Raw genomic sequence first — 17,771 nt, 5'->3', positions numbered from 1 at the left:
CATGAGCGGAGGTTTTATTGTGACAGCACAATCATCTTTTCTTCAGCTGAATTCTATTTTTATCAGCATTTTAATAGAAGCCATTCCGTTTATTCTGATTGGCGTCATACTTTCCGGAATCATTCAAATGTTTGTTTCTGAAGAAATGATTGCAAGAATCATGCCGAAAAACCGTTTTCTCGCCGTTTTATTCGGTGCGCTGGCCGGCGTTTTATTTCCCGCCTGCGAATGCGGCATCATCCCGATTACGAGGCGGCTTCTGTTAAAGGGAGTTCCTCTGCATGCGGGCGTTGCTTTCATGCTGACCGCGCCTATCATTAATCCTATCGTTTTATTTTCTACTTATATTGCGTTCGGGAATAGATGGAGCGTGGTCTTTTACAGAGGCGGACTGGCTCTCGCCGTTTCGCTGATCATCGGGGTCATTTTATCCTATCAATTTAAGGATAACCAGCTTTTAAAGCCTGATGAACCCGGGCACCACCATCATCATCACGGCACCTTGCTCCAAAAACTGGGCGGGACCTTGCGGCATGCCATTGATGAATTTTTCTCCGTGGGGAAATATTTAATCATCGGCGCCTTTATCGCAGCCGCTATGCAGACGTATGTCAAAACATCCACTCTGCTTGCGATCGGGCAGAATGATGTATCCTCTTCCCTCGTGATGATGGGTCTGGCGTTTGTCCTGTCGCTTTGTTCAGAAGTTGATGCGTTCATCGCGTCTTCCTTCAGCAGCACATTTTCATTAGGATCGTTAATCGCCTTTCTCGTCTTTGGCGCAATGGTGGATATTAAGAATCTATTGATGATGCTTGCGGCCTTCAAAAAACGATTTGTTTTCCTGCTGATTACATACATTGTCGTGATTGTTTTAGCGGGATCACTACTGGTAAAGGGGTGATTGGATGTTTCGTCTATTGGTGCTGATGGGATTTACGTTTTTCTTTTATCATCTGCATGCCTCAGGAAATCTAACAAAATATATCAATATGAAATATGCCTATCTATCCTTTATTGCGATCTTCCTGCTGGCCATTTTGACAGCCGTTCAAGCGTACCTATTTATCAAGTCGCCTGAAAAAAGAAGGCATCATCATGATCATGATTGCGGGTGCGGCCATGATCACGAGCATGACCATGAACAAAACAAGCCATTTTACCAGCGTTATTTGATATATGTTGTTTTTCTTTTTCCTTTGGTGTCAGGCATCTTCTTCCCAATTGCAACGCTTGACTCATCCATAGTCAAAACAAAAGGGTTCTCGTTTAAGGCGATGGAGAGCGGAGATCACTACTCCCAAACACAGTATTTGCGGCCTGATGCCAGCCTTTATTACGCGCAAGACAGCTATGACAAACAAATGAAACAGCTGTTTAATAAGTATTCCAGCAAAAAAGAGATTTCTCTGACCGATGACGATTTCCTAAAAGGAATGGAAACCATCTATAACTATCCGGGTGAATTTCTCGGACGGACGATAGAATTCCATGGATTTGCTTACAAAGGAAACGCAATTAACAAAAATCAGTTGTTCGTATTAAGGTTTGGCATCATTCACTGTATCGCTGATTCCGGCGTGTACGGGATGCTTGTGGAATTTCCGAAGGACATGGACATTAAGGATGATGAATGGATTCACATTAAGGGCACTCTGGCCTCAGAGTATTACCAGCCATTCAAGTCAACTCTCCCTGTCGTCAAAGTAACTGACTGGAATACCATTAAAAAACCTGATGATCCGTATGTTTACAGAGGATTTTAAGTGAAGACGAAACCAGTACAAGTACTGGTTTCTTTTTTATTTCTTTTTCATCAGCATCAAATCGAGATAGAGCTGGCACCGCGTTCTGAAATCGCTTAAATCGATCGACGTCATCTCAGTAATCTGTTTGATGCGGTAATTCAATGTATTTTGGTGAATAAACAGCTGTTCTGCCGCTGGTTTTGTTTTGCAGTTGTTGAGGAGATAGATTTCCAAGGTTTTGAGCAGCTCAGTGCTGCTTTCTTCGTCTTTCGCTTTTAATAAAGCTAAATCTTTATTCTCGTATTCTAAAAATTCATTTTTCTGTTCGATGCTTTCTAAATAACGGTAAATGCCGAGTTTGGCATATTCATATGGAATGTTTTCCTGATTGCCGGTGATTTCTGCGGCTTTGATGACTTCAAGTGCTTCTGTGTAGCTCTTGCCAAGTTTTAATAGGTGATTATATTCGTTTCCGATACCGATATAAATAGGGGTAGGTATTTTTTGAAAGTGAAAATGTGTTAACAGCTTGTTAATAAATTCAGAAGCTGCTGAGGAGACGGAGCTTTTTTGGGAAAAACTCGCTACGACGATGACAATGTTTGATTCGATCGTTAAGACATGACTGACCTTATCCCGTAAATTCAGGTACGACCTGATATTTTCCTTTAAATCCTCAACCGCTTCCCCATCCCCATTTGCGGCGTGCAGGATCACAACTGAAAACATGGAAGGCAGCACGGTGTTGATCCTTTCAGCTTCTCGTCTGAGTTCCTTCTCAGAGGTAAATTGCTGATAGATCGCCCGTTTGATGAGATCCTCTGCTTTTTCTTCCTTTTCCTGTTTCAATTTATTCGTTTTATAAATGATTTTCCCGACATGGAAGGAGGTCTCGTACAAAAAGTCGAGCTCTTCATCCGTCAGATTTTGGTCCAGCTCCTGAATCCAGATGTAGCCCATGACTTCCCCTTTGTGCTTTGCACTCACGACCACCCTCTGGTTTAACCCAATGCTTTCAATTTTATTGACGCGAAAAGGCTCAGGCTCTGTTTTCAATTTTTCAATAATTCCGTCCTTCAGAAACCTCTCAAAAATCTGGACCGGACACTTTTTCGAAAAAATAGTCTGCTGGTTGGCAGAATCAAAATGGTTAATATAGTAAGAATTATAGGCTAACAAAAAGAAATCCGCGCTTTCCAGTATCACTGGCTTTTGCAGCTCATAGCTAATAAAATCAATCAGTTTATCAACATCTGAAAATGAAAAAACTCTCTCTAAAAGCTCTTCCATACCTTTTTCTCCTATACTTTTTTTACTTTAATCATATCCATACGGGGTCTTTTTGTATAGAAAAAAATACGTTTGTTTCCAAAAGAAAAAAATGGCCGCTTAAAAGGAAAAAAGAGGAAAAAGGGACAGCCCCTTCCTCCTCCTTTCGATCTTTATTGTGACATTGTATCTTGGTAGTCGTTGAACTGGTCTGTGACAGCTTGTGACGGAGCCTGCGTCAATATGCTGACAAAAAACACAGATAATAGACTCGCAGCAAAACCAGGTATCATTTCATACAGAAAGTCCGAAAGACCGGCATTCGCCCAAATGATTACAGTCGCTGCTCCCACAATCATGCCGGCGAGTGCCCCCCATTTGGTCATTCGTTTCCAAAACAGACTGAGCAGTACAACCGGCCCGAATGATGCACCGAAGCCCGCCCACGCGTAGCTGACCAATCCAAGGATAGTGTTATTTTTCTCCCAAGCCAGAACCAACGCGACAATTGAAACAGCCAGAACAGCCAGACGGCCTAAAAACACCAGCTCTTTATCTGAAGCTGAGCGTCTGAACATCGACTTATACAAATCTTCTACCAGAGAGCTTGATGTCACAAGCAGCTGAGAAGAAATGGTACTCATAATCGCAGCCAAAATCGCTGAAATCAGAAAACCCGTGATAATCGGATGAAACAAGATATTCCCTAATTGAATAAAAATCGTCTCTGGGTCCTTCAGTGTCATGCCGCGCTGATGGTAATAAGCGATTCCGCCCAAACCGGTCAGCACTGCGCCTACTGCAGACAAAATCATCCAGCCCATCCCGATTCTGCGCGCTCTTTTGATCTCTTTGACAGACGTGATCGCCATAAAACGCACAATAATATGCGGCTGGCCAAAGTATCCCAGCCCCCAGGCAAACAAAGAAATAATGCCAAGGACGCTCGTTCCTTTGAAAATATTAAACATATCAGGATCTACAGAGCGGATTTCAGCAACTGTATCACCTGCTCCTCCCGTGTGGAAAAACGTAACGATCGGCACAAGAATGAGTGCGGCAAACATAATGATCCCCTGAACAAAATCTGTCCAGCTGACTGCCAAAAAGCCGCCAAACAGGGTATATGCCACAACAACACCCGTCACAATCCACAGGCCGGTGTGATAATCCATCCCCAAGATGCTGTTGAATAAGACGCCGCCGGACACCATTCCGGACGATACATAAAACGTGAAAAAGACTAAAATGACAATTCCTGAAAACAGTCTGAGAAGCTTTGTTTGATCTCCGAAGCGATTTTCCAGGAATCCGGGAATTGTAATGGAATTCCCCGCTTTTTCAGTATAGGTTCTCAGCCGCGGTGCGACGTAAAGCCAGTTCGCCCACGCTCCAAGGCAAAGTCCGATGACGATCCAAGCGCCGCTCAGACCAGTAGAAAACATGGCGCCCGGAAGCCCCATTAGCAGCCAGCCGCTCATATCGGCAGCGCCGGCACTGAGAGCAGTTACTGCCGGACCCAAAGAGCGTCCTCCCAGCATGTAATCCGTCAGATTCGACGTACGCTTGTAAGCAAAGTAGCCGATTAGCAACATTCCCGCCATATAAATACAAATCGAAATAATCAGCTGTGTGTTTTCTATGGCACTTCCTCCTCTTTTTTATAGTATATGGATGAAATGGACACCCCCGCAGGGAGGATGCCCATTTAGTCCCGCTTAGAACATTTCACTGATTGTTTTTGCTTGCATATGCAGAGCCAAGTAATCCGGCCCGCCTGCTTTTGAATCCGTTCCCGACATTTTGAAGCCGCCAAACGGATGGTAGCCGACGATAGCACCTGTACAGTTGCGGTTGAAGTATAGGTTTCCGACATGGAATTCCTGTTTCGCACGCTCGATGTGCTTGCGGTTGTTTGTGATAACCGCGCCTGTCAAACCATATTCAGTATTGTTTGCCACTTCTAAAGCTTCATCAAAGTCTGACACTTTACAAAATGCAACGACAGGTCCGAAAATTTCTTCCTGCATGAGTCTTGCTTTCGGATCAAGGTCAGCGAAGATCGTCGGTTTGATGAAGTATCCTTTCGAATCATCACCAGTACCGCCGCTTACTAAACGCCCTTCCTGTTTTCCGATCTCAATATAGCTCATAATTTTATCATAAGAACCTTGGTCAATGACAGGTCCCATATAAACATCTGCACTGTCAGGTTTAGCTGTTACTTTTGATTCCGTAATTTCAATGACACGCTCTAATACTTGATCATACACTTTTTCATGAACTACTGCACGTGAACCTGCAGAGCATTTTTGTCCCGCAAAGCCGAATGCTGAAGTAAAGATCGATTGAGCCGCTAATTCAATGTCCGCATCCTCATCGACAACAACCGTATCTTTACCGCCCATTTCAGCGATGACACGCTTTAAGTGCTGCTGGCCTGGCTGAACCTTCGCCGCGCGTTCGAAAATTCTCGTACCAACTTCTCTTGATCCCGTAAATGTGATAAGGCTTGTTTTCGGATGGTCAACAAGATAGTCGCCTACTTCCGCTCCGCTTCCCGGAACAAAGTTGACTACGCCTTTTGGCAATCCGGACTCTTCAAGCACCTCAACAAATTTTGCTGCAATAACAGGTGTAGCACTCGCAGGTTTCAGAACCACTGTGTTTCCAGTAACGATCGGCGCCACTGTTGTGCCTGCCATGATCGCAAACAAGAAGTTCCAAGGCGGGATAACGACTGTCACTCCAGTCGGCGTGTATACATATTGGTTTTTCTCGCCTTCACGGCTGTTGACCGGTTTGCCTTTTGCCAGTTCGATCATTTGGCGTGCATAATACTCCATGAAGTCAATCGCTTCAGCCGTATCGGCATCCGCCTCGTTCCAAGGCTTTCCTGCTTCTTTCACAAGCAAAGCTGAGAATTCATGTTTTCTTCTGCGGACTTTGGCAGCAGCGCGGAACAGGACAGCCGCTCTCTCTTCAGGAGACGTGTATCTCCACTCTTCAAATGCTTTTGCAGCCGCTTGAATCGCTTGCTCAGCGTGCTCTTGAGAAGCTTTTGACACTCGGCCGACGACTTCTTCTTTATCAGCCGGGTTGATTGAAACAATTTTCGCTTCTGTTTCCACTCTCTCGCCGTTAATGACAAGCGGATAGTCTTTTCCTAAATATTCGCTTACTGTCGCAAGCGCTTTTTTAAACGCTTCCACGTTGTTTTGATCTTGGAAATTTGTGAATGGCTCGTGTTTGTAAGGTGTTGTCATGATAATCTCTCCTTTTTTACTTCTTTGTCATTCCTTTGAAAGCAAATGCAATGTTTGACGGACGTTCTGCAAGGCGTCTCATAAAGTAGCCGTACCAATCCTCGCCGTATGGCAGGTAGACTCTCATGTTATAACCTTCTTTTACGAGGCTGAGCTGGGTTTGCGACCGCATGCCGTACAGCATCTGAAATTCAAACTTGTCATTGGCAATGCCATGTTCCTTGGCAAGCTGCTTTGTAAAGTCGATCATTTTGTCGTCATGTGTGGCAATCGCTGTATAGTGACCGTTTAAGAGCTGCTTTCGGATGATTTTTTTGTAATTTTCATCGACATCGCTTTTCTCCGGGAAAGCTACTTTTTCTGATTCTTTATAAGCTCCTTTTACAAGGCGAAGGAACGGGTTTAAAGAATCCAAATCGTCAATGTCTTTTTCCGTTCGGTACAGATAGGCTTGCAGCACTGTGCTCACATGCTCGTATTTCTTTCTGAAATCTTTGAAAATATCAAGCGTTTTCTGGCATCTGACTTCGTCCTCCATGTCAATGGTGACCATGATTTTATGTTTCTCGGCCGTCTGAAGGATTTTTGTCATATTTTCATACACCAAATCCATATCTATATCCAAACCTAAAGACGTCATTTTTAAAGAAACGTGTGAGTTCAGCTCCTGATCCGCGATGGTCGCAATGGTTTGAATGCACTCTTCCGTACGCTCCCGTGCGACCTCGGCGCTGTTCACAAACTCGCCTAAATGATCGACAGTAACTGACAGGCCTTGGCTGTTAAGCTGTCGAATGGTCGGGATTGAACTGTTAAAGTCATTCCCGCCGATAATTTTACCCGCTGCTACCCGGCTTCCCCAGTTCCTCGCCATTTTATTGAGAAAGCCGCTTTTGGATAAAAATAAGAAAAAATCTCTTGTGATCACTTCCAACCTCAACACCCCGCAATCTAAGAAGTATTTGTATGAGTTTATTGTAAATGGACAAAACCGACGTTCACAATATTCTCAAAATACAAAGATTCTGATTATTTTTGTGGGTTTGCCACAATCAGATAGTTAGAAAGTCGGGGGGGATTCTGTCGAATAAAGGAGAAAAGGAAGCGACAAAAACATCAGCTTCCTCCATCCTTCCACACTTCTTCAACCGTATTCAAAAGCAAACGGTTCAATTCAGATGTCATATCTTTTTTCTCTGCCTTCAGTTCTTTTGCCGCTTCCATGATTCTTTCGATTTCCGTTTCAATGAATTGGTGAATAACATCGATTCTTGCTTCGAGGTCAAGCTCTTCCCCTCTTCTTTTCCGTTCAAGCAAGGTTTCCATTTCAGCCTTCAGCTCGGGTTCAGCAACAAGTTCATTCATCAAAACAGTAAAGTCCATTGGCGGTATAGTTCCGTGCTTTTCAATCCATTGGCAGGCCAAAATAGGCCGAAGAACGTAGAAGTACTTTTTAATTTTGACCTCTTGTCCTTGTAGATAATCCTTGACGTTCCTTCTCGCCATATTGATATAGTGATACACGCTTGCTTCAGGCTTAAATGCCTCCGTCCGCAGTTTTCTTAACTGCTCTGCGGTCGTAAATGCTTCATAATACACAATGTCTGAGGACAGCCATTCGAGGAGCGGAGGGTTTGACTTTTTGAAAAGCCGAAGCGTTTTTCTCAGCTCCCAGCCGCTGATATCCAGCAAATCGTGAATCGGTTCCTCAATGACATCACGCTCCTGCTCAATTGAAAAATACCACTCCTTTTTCGGCACATAAATAAAGCGGACGTCGTAATCACTATCCTGCGACGGAAATCCCCATGCGCGGCTTCCTGACTCGACGGCATACACGATTTTGACTCCATATGACTGCTCGATCCGTTTTAATTCATCAATGATTCTTTGTTTCATATCTATTCGTCTCCAGTCTGTTCTCATTCTGGCAGTTTGCAGAAAAAAACCGCCTGATGATATGCGGCGGCTTTTCACATTTATCAGCCTTTAAGATGCTGCTTAAAAAAAGCAAGTTTTTCCGTTTGAAAAGCAGGGATATACTCATGTCCGAAGTAGCGGTACACCTTCAGCTCTTTCTCTGTTTCCAAATGATTGTAGGCGGCAAACACGGTGGACGGCGGCGTGACCTTGTCAATCAGGCCGATTGACATCAGGACAGGCACCTTCACTCGGTCAGCGAGATTCATAATATCGAAATATGAAAGTGTCTTCATCGCCTGCACTTCTGTTTCCGGGCTGCCATTTCTTCTGAAGAAGGAATTGATTTCAAGGTACGGCTGTTCAAGCGCCACATCAATGGCCCGTTCGAAGTTGCTTAAATAAGGATAATCGGCAACCGCGGCTTTTGGAATGTCTGACAGCGCTGCTGCGGCAATGGTTAAACCTCCGCCTTGGCTTCCTCCTGTCACACCGATCCTTGTTTCGTCAACCTCGTCGAAGCTGCTGATGACCTCAAGCGCGCGGACGGCGTCCAAATAAACACCGCGGTAATAGTATGTATCTTTATCAAGAATTCCTTTCGTCATCCAGCCCAAAGCGTGACCGTGCGGTGAAATACTCGTATCCTCGCTGCTCTGCTGGCCGCGGACAAGCATGCCGAATGCGGCGTAGCCATGGAGTGCCCAGTTTACCATTTCATGAATCTCACCATCATAGCTTGCATTGTAGCCATGATATTTCACGATCGCCGGATGCGGGCCTTCCTTGTCAGGCACCGCGTACCATCCGGTAATGCGGGCGTTTCCGAAGCTTTTATATGTGAGACGGTACACTTTTACTCCGTCAGCAGGATAGTCAACCGGCTGTAAATCAGGTTCTGCTTGGACTTTTGCAAGTTCCTCCAAAGACAATTTCCAAAACTCAGAAAAATCTTTCGGTGCTGTTTTTTCAGGCTTATATGTTTGCAATTGGTCGAGCGGCAGATCGAATAGTTGCATTTCCGATTATTCCCCTTTGTTTTATAAGATATAGTTTGTATTCCTATACTACCACGTTTCGGCTTTGTTTTCTAAATATTTTCATCATTGTTTCCCAGACAGCCTTCATCAAACGTTTGTTTAAGACTTTCCCGGCTTAGTTCCATAAAGGCCCGGGCGGTCAGACTGACATAGCGGTTCTTTAAAAAGACGAAGACGAGGGTTCGTGATGGCGCGGATTGAATCGATAAATAGATCACACCCGGATCTTTATCCCTTCTGACCATATTCGGCGCCATTGTCACACCTAATCCGTTAGCCACAAGAGATTGGGCGGTTTCAATATGGCTTGTCTTAAAGGCGGCATTCGGCTTAAAGCCGCTTTCCGCACAGAGATCGAGAACTGTCCTGCGAAAGCCGAAGCCTTCTTTTAACAGAATAAATGGCACGTTCCTTACCATGTCAAGCGGCACACACGGCTGGCGTCCCTCCTTACCTTCCAGCGCTTTCTCAATCAGCGCGACCATTTCCGGCGGCATCCACCTTTGTTTTTCCTTCGGTACTGCGAGAACAATCGGTTCCGTGAGCAAGGGTGTAATGGAGAGCCGTTCATCCTCGATCGGCAAGGATAAAACAGAAAGGTCAACTTCTCCCTTTGCCGTCATCTCCTCTAATGAAACCGGATCTTTTTCAACAAGCTGAACCTCCACATGAGGATAGCGCGCCAAAAACTGCTTCAGCAGCGGAGGAAAGAGATATCTCCCTGTTACAGCAGGAATCCCGATGGATAATTTATGACCGATTCCCTGTGATCGCTCCTGCATTTCCCGAAGCAAATCATCTCTGGAACGAATGATGTCCTCGGCTTTTTCAATGAAACGCCTGCCGTGGGGTGTCAGTGTAACAGAGCCATGAGATCTGTGAAAAAGGGTAAGCCCCAGCTCAGCCTCAAGCTTTTTGATTTGCTGGCTGAGAGACGGCTGTGCGATATGAAGATGTTCCGCCGCCTTTGTAAAGCTTTGGCGCCGGGCAATTTCCGCTGCATATTCCATCACTTTAATATCCATTTCAGCCTCCATAGGTTGAACCTATCGTTTTCATCATTTTTATATCTTGGACGAATCATAACAGAAATTGCTAACATAATCCATATCATCATTTACGAAAAGAAGGAGCTGGTTCAAATGACAAATGAAACACCGTTTTCTAAAAACGCCGAGATGTATCGGGATGAAAAGGTATTTGCCGAGGGGGAAGATTTGGGGTTGATGATCAAAACAGCGGAATGCCGGGCAGAGCATCGGGTGCTGGATATCGGAGCGGGCGCCGGCCATACGGCCCTGGCATTTTCTCCTTATGTACAGGAGTGCATCGGTGTTGATGCGACGAAAGAGATGGTTGAGGTTGCGTCCTCCTTCGCGCAAGAAAAAGGAGCTGAAAACGTACGCTTTCAGCAAGGAACGGCAGAGTCACTCCCCTTCCCCGACGATTCATTTGACATCATCACCTGCCGATACGCAGCCCACCATTTTTCAGATGTCCGCAAAGCTGTCAGAGAGGTTGCACGCGTACTAAAACAGGACGGACGTTTTCTCTTAGTTGATCATTACGCGCCTGAAGATCCCGTTCTTGATGAGTTTGTCAATCATTTGAACCGGCTTCGAGACCCTTCCCATGTTCGTGAAAGCTCATTATCAGAATGGCAGGCGATGTTCAGCGCCAATCAACTGGCCTATCAAGACATCCAAAAGTGGAATTTGCCGATTCAATACGATAGCTGGATCAAACGAGGCGGAACCCCCGCTGACCGAGAAAAACAAATCATTACCCACTTGAATCACGCATCAGACGAAGCACGCGACACGTTCTGTATTACATTGAACCAAAACGGACAGCCCATCTCCTTTTGTTTAAAAGCGATTTTGATACAAGGGATAAAACGATAAAAAAAGCCGTGCGCTGCGCACGGCTTTTTACATCGGCTGATAAAGATCCCAGCCAATTTTTAATGTCTCAACAATGTAATCGGCAACCTCTTCCGGGGAAAGGTTGTCTGTTGCCACTTTTGAATTGTGCTTGTCATAAATGACTTTTCTTTCGTTAAACAGCTGTTCCATTTCATCCATTGAACGGTTATGCAGTACAGGGCGGCTTTCGATCAATAAATCCGCGCGCTGCTTCCAGTTCTCCCATGACAGGTCCAGATGAAGCACGAGACAGTTTTCCAGACAGCAATTCCTGATTTCTTCTTGTTTAAAAGATCCCCCGCCCAGAGATACGATTTTGAATCGTTTATGATGGCAGATGTCTAAAATATATTCCTTCTCCGTTTTCCGGAAAAAGTCTTCTCCCTTTTTCTCAAATATCTCAGGAATTGACATATTGAAATCCTTTTCGATCTGCTGGTCAATATCAATAAAATCTCTATATAATTTTTTAGCGACCAATTGGCCGATTGTTGTTTTTCCTACACCCATGAATCCGATCAGGACGATATTTCTTTCTCTTACTGGGATGGCTCGTTTAGCGTTCATCTTCGGCGAAATCCTCCTAAGGAATGAAATTTTATATTCATTATATGCTTATTTAGCGAATATTTATATAGATACCGGCTTTACCGGTCAAGTTTAAAGTGCGCTTTGTTGTTTAGCCATTTTTGCCTGAATGACATTCATTGTACAACATTTCTGCAGGTATTTTAATACTTCGACGCAAAAAAGCGTTAAAACCTTCCGCCTTTATTGTTTTTCCAGCTGACTCTTCGATGGAAGGGTCTTTTTCTGTATGATGAATAGGAAGGGAGAAATGGTGATGATCATTTGGATAAACGGGGCATTCGGTTCCGGAAAAACACAAACAGCCTTCGAACTGCACAGAAGGCTGAACCCATCTTACGTGTATGATCCCGAGAAAATGGGTTTTGCGCTGCGCTCCATGGTGCCGCAGGAGATCGCAAAGGACGATTTTCAAAGCTATCCTTTATGGCGGGCGTTCAATTACAGTTTGCTAGCTTCTCTGACAGATACATACCGCGGCATCATTATTGTGCCTATGACGATTGTACATCCTGAATACTTCAATGAGATCATCGGCAGGCTCAGACATGAAGGAAGGATCGTTCACCACTTTACATTAATGGCTTCAAAGGAAACCTTGTTAAAAAGGCTGCGCACCAGAGCAGAAGGAAAAAACTCATGGGCCGCCAAACAAATTGACCGCTGCGTTGAAGGTTTATCATCACCCATTTTTGAGGACCACATTCAAACAGACAACCTGTCGATTCAGGATGTGGCAGAGAACATTGCCGCGAGAGCCGAACTCCCATTAGATCCTGATACGAGAGGCAGCCTCCGAAGGTTCACCGACAGATTAATGGTAAAGCTGAATCATATCCGCATCAAATAAAGCTCCTGTACACGACAAAAGCCCGCTCCGAGAGCGGGCTTTCTTCAACTTATTTCCACCAGTCATCAAACATAGACGCCGGAACCTGGCGTTTATGTTCAGTCATGCTGTAGCGTTTTTCCAGCGCTTCTGATACTTTCGCTGATACTTCTTTTCCTTCGAGATAATCGTCAATCTCGTCGTAGGAAATGCCAAGCTCTGTTTCATCCGACTGCTGCGGTTTTTCGTCGAGCAGATCGGCAGTCGGTTCTTTTAAGTATAAGCGTTCCGGTGCACCCAGCTCTTTCAGCAGGGTTCTTCCCTGGCGCTTCGTCAAGCCTGTCAGCGGCAGGAGGTCTGCTCCGCCGTCACCGTACTTCGTAAAGAAACCAGTCACTGCTTCAGCAGCATGGTCTGTTCCTAACACAAGAAGGCCTTCCTGGCCGCCGATCGCGTATTGCGCGATCATTCTTGTTCTTGCTTTTACGTTTCCTTTATTAAAGTCCGTCAGCTGATCGCCTGTTTCCTGCTGATACTGATCAGAAAAAGCGCTGACTGTTGATTTAATATCAAACTTCCATGATTTATCCGGCTTAATAAACTTCAAAGCAAGCTGGGCATCGTCTTCATCCTGCTGTGTGCCATGCGGAAGACGGACAGCGATAAATTGAGCGTCTCCGCCCTCCTCGCGAATGCTCTCCACCGCAAGCTGAGCGAGTCTTCCCGCAAGTGTTGAATCCTGGCCGCCGCTGATTCCCAATACAAAGCCTTTAGCACCGGTTTTCTTTACATATTGTTTTAAAAAATTGACTCGGTCCTCAATTTCTTGCTTTGGATCAATTGAGGGCTTCACATGTAACTCACGCATAATCTTTTCCTGCATGCTCATCCCAATCATTCCTCCTGTACATTTTCCCTTGTTACTGATCATTTCCCCAAATCAATGAAAATGAATCATGACTGTTATGTATCCCTATTAAATATAGCACAGGTCTTCATTCACAGTGAACAAGAGAGATCAGCTGACTTCAACCCGTATGGATGTCACACTGTCGCCATTGCATTTCCCTTTTTCAATCGGGCAGGAAGAAAACGCGACAATTAAATCCATCTCCGCCCTGAGCCTTACATAATCTCCGGCATTCGAAAGCGGCGTTTCCACAGACAGATTCCCTTTCTCATCAAGGACAGTATTCATAAAAATCGCAAATGGGTAATGCATGTGAGGCTTCGGTACGCCAAACTGCTCAAGCGCACGGTTCATATTGTCATAGCACGTATCCTGGAACTCATCCTTTTGCTTCCCATATAAGAGCCTGTTCATATCAGGACGGCAGGCGGGCAGCAGCAGATCATGCTTGCCGACCGTATCTTCAATCAGGGTTAACATCGGCTTATACAGGTTGGAGTAGAGATGGTCGTTGACCTTCACATGAATGGAGTGATTGGCGTCTATCGTCGCTCCCTGATCAAGGTGTTCATAAAAATCCTTGGCATGGTATGCGACAAAATCAGCCACCTGCTGCCCTTCTACATCAACCACCTTTAAAATCTGCCCCTTTTTCAGCTTCAGCCCAAGCCCTTTTTTCGGCTCCACAATATATTGCTGTGTCATTGGTTTGCTCCTTTTTTCATTAGTATGAGCGTCCGCTTCCTTCTCCATGTAAAAAGAGGCAAAAATCCGATGTATATAAGCTTCGGACAGATCACAATCTAACCTTAGATAAAAGGGGTTGAATAAATAATGAGCCAAACAAAAAAAGACCAGCCAAAAGGGAATCTGGCTTGGTGGCAGCTGTCACTGATCGGAGTCGGCTGCACGATTGGAACAGGCTTCTTTCTCGGTTCCAGCATCGCAATTGTAAAAAGCGGTTTTTCCGTTCTCCTTTCATTTCTGATCGCAGGGATCGGTACGTATTTTGTCTTTGAACAGCTCGCCAAGCTGTCGGCGAAGCAGCCGGAAAAAGGTTCGTTTTGTGCGTATGCCCGAAAAGCATTCGGCAAATGGGCAGGCTTCAGCAACGGCTGGGTGTACTGGTCATCAGAAATGCTGATTACCGGAAGCCAGCTGACAGCCATTTCGCTCTTTACGAAGCATTGGTTTCCTCAAGTGCCGCTATGGGTGTTTGCCTCAATCTACGCAGTACTGGGGCTCCTTATTATTTTCACCGGCCTGTCCGTCTTTGAAAAAACAGAAAACGTGCTGGCAGTCATTAAAACAGCTGCTATTTTTATGTTTATTGTCATTGCCATCCTGGCTTTATGCGGTATCCTGTCCGGCGGAAATCATGGCATACATGTTCCAAATAAGACGAGTGAGTTTTTCCCATACGGCGCCATGGGGCTGTGGACAGGTTTAATCTACGCGTTTTACGCTTTTGGCGGAATTGAGGTCATGGGGCTGATGGCGGTTCACTTAAAAAAACCTGAGGAAGCGTCAAAATCAGGGAAACTGATGCTGGCGACGCTGGCGATTATTTATATCATTTCAATCGGGCTTGCTCTGCTTTTGGTTCCGTTACACGCGTTTACTGAACAGGACAGTCCGTTCATTACGTCATTAAAAGGATATAACCTTGAGATCATCCTTGATATATTTAACGGGATTTTCATCATCGCAGGGTTCTCGACCCTTGTCGCTTCGCTATTTGCGGTTACGACATTGCTTTGTACAATGGCTGATGACGGCGACGCGCCGAAATGCTTTACTCTAAAGGAAGGCAAAAAAATATGCTGGCCGGCACTTGGGCTGACGTTTGCGGGGCTTGTCCTCTCCATTATTCTGTCGTTAGTGCTGCCTAAAAACATTTATGAGCATATGACAACAGCTGCGGGGCTTATGCTTTTATACACTTGGCTGTTTATCCTGTTCTCCAGCAAAAAGCTGACTGATCCCGAGGGCATGGGAAAAACGCAAATTTATTTAGCGATGGTTCTGATTGCTGCAGCTGTGTCCGGTACATTGTTTGAAAAATCAAGCCGGCCCGGTTTTTTCGTCAGCATAGGTTTTCTCGTGATTATCGCCATCGTTACCATGATCTATCAAAAAAAGCAGGGTCATAAAGATCGCCCTGCCAGTCCTTGATTTATTTCATTTTGTTGAACATGTTCTTTAAATAAGAAAACGGGCACTTCGATACCTGTTTTTCGTCATCACGGAGGAAATACTGCTTCCATTCACGATTATCCTTTCCTCCATACCAGCCTAATTGCGGGTGAATCGGAGCCTGATCATAGGCCTCTAAACGAGATCGGATCAGCCTGCTCATGTTACGGCCAAATGCAGTAGATCCATTTAGGTCATCAAACACCCACCTTGGCTGAAACGTGATCATAAAAAAAGGAAAGCTCCGGCTTCTTCTTGCCTCGTGCCCCGGTGTAGCGCACAGAATGAAATACGGCTCGCCGTCAAAACAAAACTCCCATTTATAATGCTCAGGATTGGCCGGAATATCTTCCGGCCATTCTTTTTCGTCTTGATGACTCAGTCTATTTAAAAAGCGCCAAAACAGCTCTTCATACGCTTCAATCGAATAATGCTCCGCCAAATCTTCCGGTGTATCAAACAACACAACGAGGGATGCGTATTTTCCCGTGTCCCGCGATATCTTGCCGTACTCCGCAAGCAACGGAGCCAGTTCCTCCGCTGTGCGGTTTTCCCGCGGATCTCCGGCAAAAGCAATCCGAAGCTGATCAGTCAGAAACGCCTGGCGTCCGGGAATGCATGGAAACGTATCCGCATCGTCCGCCAGAGTTTCTGCCAGCAGTTCAAAAGCGATTCTTTGCCATTCAGGAAGCTCTTCCTGAATACGTTCCAGAAAACTTTTGGTGTAAATCCCATTCACCATTGATCCACCTCCAGTATCATCTGGATACTATATTAAAACTGGAAGCGGCAGGTGACTGTCCTTCATGAATCAGCCCAATAACTGTTTGATGCCCTGATAACCAAAGTAAAAGCCAAACACAAGGAGGGATACACCGGCGATTCCGGTCAATCCTCTCAATAGCTTTTCATGAAGCAGGTTTCTGAACGTACTGGCTGTGATAGCCATGCAGAAATCCCAGATTAAAATGCCGATCATGATGCCGGAGCTATAGATTAGAAGCTGATTCATATTGTAGGCCTCTGCTGTTTTCGCAAGAATGCTTCCGTAAATTCCAAGCCAAAAAAGGATGCTCAATGGGTTTGACAATGAAATGAGAAAACCCGATGCGAATGTTTTCCTGTATGACGGTTTCCCCCGCGAGCTTCGCACATCCATCGGTTCTCTGACGTTTTTCAGCGTTTCAATTCCGGTATAGGTCAGGACAAAAAAGCCGAACAGCCACAAAAACGTTTTTACAAATGGAGCGGTCAAGAACTGTGACAGCCCGAAATAGATAAAAAGCATGTACAGCCCATCCGCTGTCATGGCGCCTAAACCGAAAATCCATGCATGCCAAAAACCGTTTTTAATTCCTTTGTCTATTTGCGCCGCATTCACTGGCCCCACAGGCGCAGACAAGGACAGTCCCAGCACAATATAGCTCAAAAAAATGTTCACCGGCCCGTACTCCCTTCTCTTATGTAACTTGTACAATTTATTCGGGAACGGGCCAAGCTATGCACAAATTCACTTACTGTTTCAGACGTTCAAGCTCTTCCTCCATAATATCGGCGGCTTTGCCTACAAAACTAAAAATGAGTTCCAGCTCCTCTTCCGTATATTCGCGGCACAACTCCATCGTCGACTCAGACAAAGGACGGAACAAATCCTTTATATGTTTTTTCGAAGCAGTCAAAGGGACGATTACGACTCTCCTGCGATCGTTCGGGTCCTTTTCACGAGCCACATACCCCGCTTTTTCCAGCCGGTCAACAAGCGCCGTGACGGAACCCGTGCTGAGGCCGGTTTTTTTTCCCAGCTCTCCGGCCGTCATCGGCCCTGCTTCATTTAAAATGTCAGCTGATTTCAAATCGGTAGGAAACAGACCGAGAGCTTGAGCGGCTGCCTGATGGAACAGAACCGTTCTTGTGCCCAGTTTTCGAAAAAGCTGAACAGCAGTCTTTTCCAACTCACTTCTGGAATTTCTTGTTGACAACTGACAGTCCTCCCTATAAAATCGAGTTTATCTTGATAATCGAGATATTCAACGATCAAACTATTATCATGATATCAGAACTTACATAGAAAAGTAAGAGG

General features: G+C 45.2%; 18 protein-coding genes. 5 read left to right on the top strand and 13 right to left on the bottom strand.

Going from position 1 to position 17,771, the window contains the following annotated elements:
* The first annotated feature begins 19 nt into the window (after positions 1-19).
* Together KXZ66_RS01810 and KXZ66_RS01805 are read left to right on the top strand one after the other, a co-directional pair.
* Entirely contained in the window at positions 20-904 is an 885-nt protein-coding gene (locus KXZ66_RS01810; protein WP_010886400.1) for a permease, read from the top strand.
* A gap of 4 nt (positions 905-908) precedes the next feature.
* Entirely contained in the window at positions 909-1,766 is an 858-nt protein-coding gene (locus KXZ66_RS01805) for a TIGR03943 family putative permease subunit (RefSeq protein ID WP_163138452.1), read from the top strand.
* A 36-nt stretch (positions 1,767-1,802) separates the two neighbouring features.
* Here the strand turns inward: KXZ66_RS01805 and putR are convergent, their stop codons facing one another.
* The 7 genes from putR to KXZ66_RS01770 all read right to left on the bottom strand — a co-directional run bounded on the left by putR (position 1,803) and on the right by KXZ66_RS01770 (position 10,268).
* Positions 1,803-3,038 carry a proline utilization transcriptional regulator PutR gene (gene putR / locus KXZ66_RS01800; RefSeq protein ID WP_003234651.1) on the bottom strand — a complete coding sequence of 412 codons (1,236 nt, stop codon included), beginning with the start codon at positions 3,036-3,038 and terminating at the stop codon, positions 1,803-1,805.
* 152 nt (positions 3,039-3,190) lie between these two features.
* Positions 3,191-4,612, bottom strand: coding sequence for a sodium/proline symporter PutP (gene putP / locus KXZ66_RS01795; protein WP_010886399.1), 1,422 nt, complete (start codon positions 4,610-4,612; stop codon positions 3,191-3,193).
* A gap of 123 nt (positions 4,613-4,735) precedes the next feature.
* Positions 4,736-6,283 carry an L-glutamate gamma-semialdehyde dehydrogenase gene (pruA, locus tag KXZ66_RS01790; protein ID WP_003234655.1) on the bottom strand — a complete coding sequence of 516 codons (1,548 nt, stop codon included), beginning with the start codon at positions 6,281-6,283 and terminating at the stop codon, positions 4,736-4,738.
* 16 nt (positions 6,284-6,299) lie between these two features.
* The gene (gene putB, locus KXZ66_RS01785; protein WP_003246421.1) at positions 6,300-7,211 is read right to left on the bottom strand and encodes a proline dehydrogenase PutB; all 912 of its coding nucleotides are present in this window, start codon (positions 7,209-7,211) and stop codon (positions 6,300-6,302) included.
* 188 nt (positions 7,212-7,399) lie between these two features.
* Complete coding sequence (locus tag KXZ66_RS01780) at positions 7,400-8,182, bottom strand: nucleotidyltransferase domain-containing protein (protein WP_003246492.1); 783 nt, start codon at positions 8,180-8,182, stop codon at positions 7,400-7,402.
* A gap of 83 nt (positions 8,183-8,265) precedes the next feature.
* Positions 8,266-9,222, bottom strand: coding sequence for a cephalosporin C deacetylase (gene cah, locus KXZ66_RS01775; protein WP_015715213.1), 957 nt, complete (start codon positions 9,220-9,222; stop codon positions 8,266-8,268).
* Between the two features lie 71 nt (positions 9,223-9,293).
* Positions 9,294-10,268 carry a LysR family transcriptional regulator gene (locus KXZ66_RS01770; RefSeq protein WP_163138468.1) on the bottom strand — a complete coding sequence of 325 codons (975 nt, stop codon included), beginning with the start codon at positions 10,266-10,268 and terminating at the stop codon, positions 9,294-9,296.
* A gap of 117 nt (positions 10,269-10,385) precedes the next feature.
* Here KXZ66_RS01770 and KXZ66_RS01765 point away from each other — a divergent pair, with 117 nt between their 5' ends.
* Positions 10,386-11,147 carry a class I SAM-dependent methyltransferase gene (locus tag KXZ66_RS01765; RefSeq protein ID WP_021481844.1) on the top strand — a complete coding sequence of 254 codons (762 nt, stop codon included), beginning with the start codon at positions 10,386-10,388 and terminating at the stop codon, positions 11,145-11,147.
* A gap of 27 nt (positions 11,148-11,174) precedes the next feature.
* Here the strand turns inward: KXZ66_RS01765 and KXZ66_RS01760 are convergent, their stop codons facing one another.
* Positions 11,175-11,735: a shikimate kinase gene (locus KXZ66_RS01760; protein WP_003246473.1), complete on the bottom strand. Its 561-nt coding sequence runs from the start codon at positions 11,733-11,735 to the stop codon at positions 11,175-11,177.
* 277 nt (positions 11,736-12,012) lie between these two features.
* On the opposite strand from KXZ66_RS01760, the gene tmrB reads away from it, so the two are divergent.
* On the top strand, positions 12,013-12,606 hold the full coding sequence (tmrB, locus tag KXZ66_RS01755) for a tunicamycin resistance ATP-binding TmrB (RefSeq protein ID WP_041850762.1): 594 nt from the start codon (positions 12,013-12,015) through the stop codon (positions 12,604-12,606).
* A 49-nt stretch (positions 12,607-12,655) separates the two neighbouring features.
* Here the strand turns inward: tmrB and nadE are convergent, their stop codons facing one another.
* Together nadE and KXZ66_RS01745 are read right to left on the bottom strand one after the other, a co-directional pair.
* Positions 12,656-13,474 carry an NAD(+) synthase gene (gene nadE, locus KXZ66_RS01750; protein ID WP_003246440.1) on the bottom strand — a complete coding sequence of 273 codons (819 nt, stop codon included), beginning with the start codon at positions 13,472-13,474 and terminating at the stop codon, positions 12,656-12,658.
* Between the two features lie 129 nt (positions 13,475-13,603).
* Positions 13,604-14,200 carry a DUF1989 domain-containing protein gene (locus KXZ66_RS01745; protein ID WP_003246345.1) on the bottom strand — a complete coding sequence of 199 codons (597 nt, stop codon included), beginning with the start codon at positions 14,198-14,200 and terminating at the stop codon, positions 13,604-13,606.
* Positions 14,201-14,329: 129 nt separating this feature from the next.
* Between KXZ66_RS01745 and KXZ66_RS01740 the strand changes: the two genes are divergently transcribed.
* Entirely contained in the window at positions 14,330-15,670 is a 1,341-nt protein-coding gene (locus tag KXZ66_RS01740) for an amino acid permease (RefSeq protein WP_021481846.1), read from the top strand.
* A gap of 1 nt (position 15,671) precedes the next feature.
* On the opposite strand, the gene KXZ66_RS01735 is transcribed toward KXZ66_RS01740, so the two are convergent.
* The 3 genes from KXZ66_RS01735 to KXZ66_RS01725 form a co-directional block, all read right to left on the bottom strand.
* Positions 15,672-16,433 (bottom strand): YqcI/YcgG family protein, encoded by a 762-nt coding sequence (locus tag KXZ66_RS01735; protein WP_041850668.1) that lies wholly within the window; start codon positions 16,431-16,433, stop codon positions 15,672-15,674.
* Positions 16,434-16,502: 69 nt separating this feature from the next.
* Positions 16,503-17,132: a LysE family translocator gene (locus KXZ66_RS01730; protein ID WP_003246469.1), complete on the bottom strand. Its 630-nt coding sequence runs from the start codon at positions 17,130-17,132 to the stop codon at positions 16,503-16,505.
* 73 nt (positions 17,133-17,205) lie between these two features.
* Positions 17,206-17,670 (bottom strand): MarR family transcriptional regulator, encoded by a 465-nt coding sequence (locus tag KXZ66_RS01725; protein WP_014475735.1) that lies wholly within the window; start codon positions 17,668-17,670, stop codon positions 17,206-17,208.
* Positions 17,671-17,771: the final 101 nt, after the last annotated feature.

Source organism: Bacillus sp. LJBS17, from assembly GCF_019334685.1.
Classification (GTDB): domain Bacteria; phylum Bacillota; class Bacilli; order Bacillales; family Bacillaceae; genus Bacillus; species Bacillus subtilis.
This window is presented reverse-complemented; position numbering and strand designations above follow the sequence as displayed.

What these genes read in the sequence shown, in the direction of transcription:
- KXZ66_RS01805 (WP_163138452.1), top strand. Translation starts at nt 909, where the DNA reads ATGTTTCGTCTATTGGTGCTGATGGGATTTACGTTTTTCTTTTATCAT.
- putR (WP_003234651.1), bottom strand. Translation starts at nt 3,038, where the DNA reads ATGGAAGAGCTTTTAGAGAGAGTTTTTTCATTTTCAGATGTTGATAAA.
- putP (WP_010886399.1), bottom strand. Translation starts at nt 4,612, where the DNA reads ATGTTGCTAATCGGCTACTTTGCTTACAAGCGTACGTCGAATCTGACG.
- pruA (WP_003234655.1), bottom strand. Translation starts at nt 6,283, where the DNA reads ATGACAACACCTTACAAACACGAGCCATTCACAAATTTCCAAGATCAA.
- KXZ66_RS01780 (WP_003246492.1), bottom strand. Translation starts at nt 8,182, where the DNA reads ATGAAACAAAGAATCATTGATGAATTAAAACGGATCGAGCAGTCATAT.
- cah (WP_015715213.1), bottom strand. Translation starts at nt 9,222, where the DNA reads ATGCAACTATTCGATCTGCCGCTCGACCAATTGCAAACATATAAGCCT.
- KXZ66_RS01770 (WP_163138468.1), bottom strand. Translation starts at nt 10,268, where the DNA reads ATGGATATTAAAGTGATGGAATATGCAGCGGAAATTGCCCGGCGCCAA.
- KXZ66_RS01765 (WP_021481844.1), top strand. Translation starts at nt 10,386, where the DNA reads ATGACAAATGAAACACCGTTTTCTAAAAACGCCGAGATGTATCGGGAT.
- KXZ66_RS01760 (WP_003246473.1), bottom strand. Translation starts at nt 11,735, where the DNA reads ATGAACGCTAAACGAGCCATCCCAGTAAGAGAAAGAAATATCGTCCTG.
- tmrB (WP_041850762.1), top strand. Translation starts at nt 12,013, where the DNA reads ATGATCATTTGGATAAACGGGGCATTCGGTTCCGGAAAAACACAAACA.
- nadE (WP_003246440.1), bottom strand. Translation starts at nt 13,474, where the DNA reads ATGAGCATGCAGGAAAAGATTATGCGTGAGTTACATGTGAAGCCCTCA.
- KXZ66_RS01745 (WP_003246345.1), bottom strand. Translation starts at nt 14,200, where the DNA reads ATGACACAGCAATATATTGTGGAGCCGAAAAAAGGGCTTGGGCTGAAG.
- KXZ66_RS01740 (WP_021481846.1), top strand. Translation starts at nt 14,330, where the DNA reads ATGAGCCAAACAAAAAAAGACCAGCCAAAAGGGAATCTGGCTTGGTGG.
- KXZ66_RS01735 (WP_041850668.1), bottom strand. Translation starts at nt 16,433, where the DNA reads ATGGTGAATGGGATTTACACCAAAAGTTTTCTGGAACGTATTCAGGAA.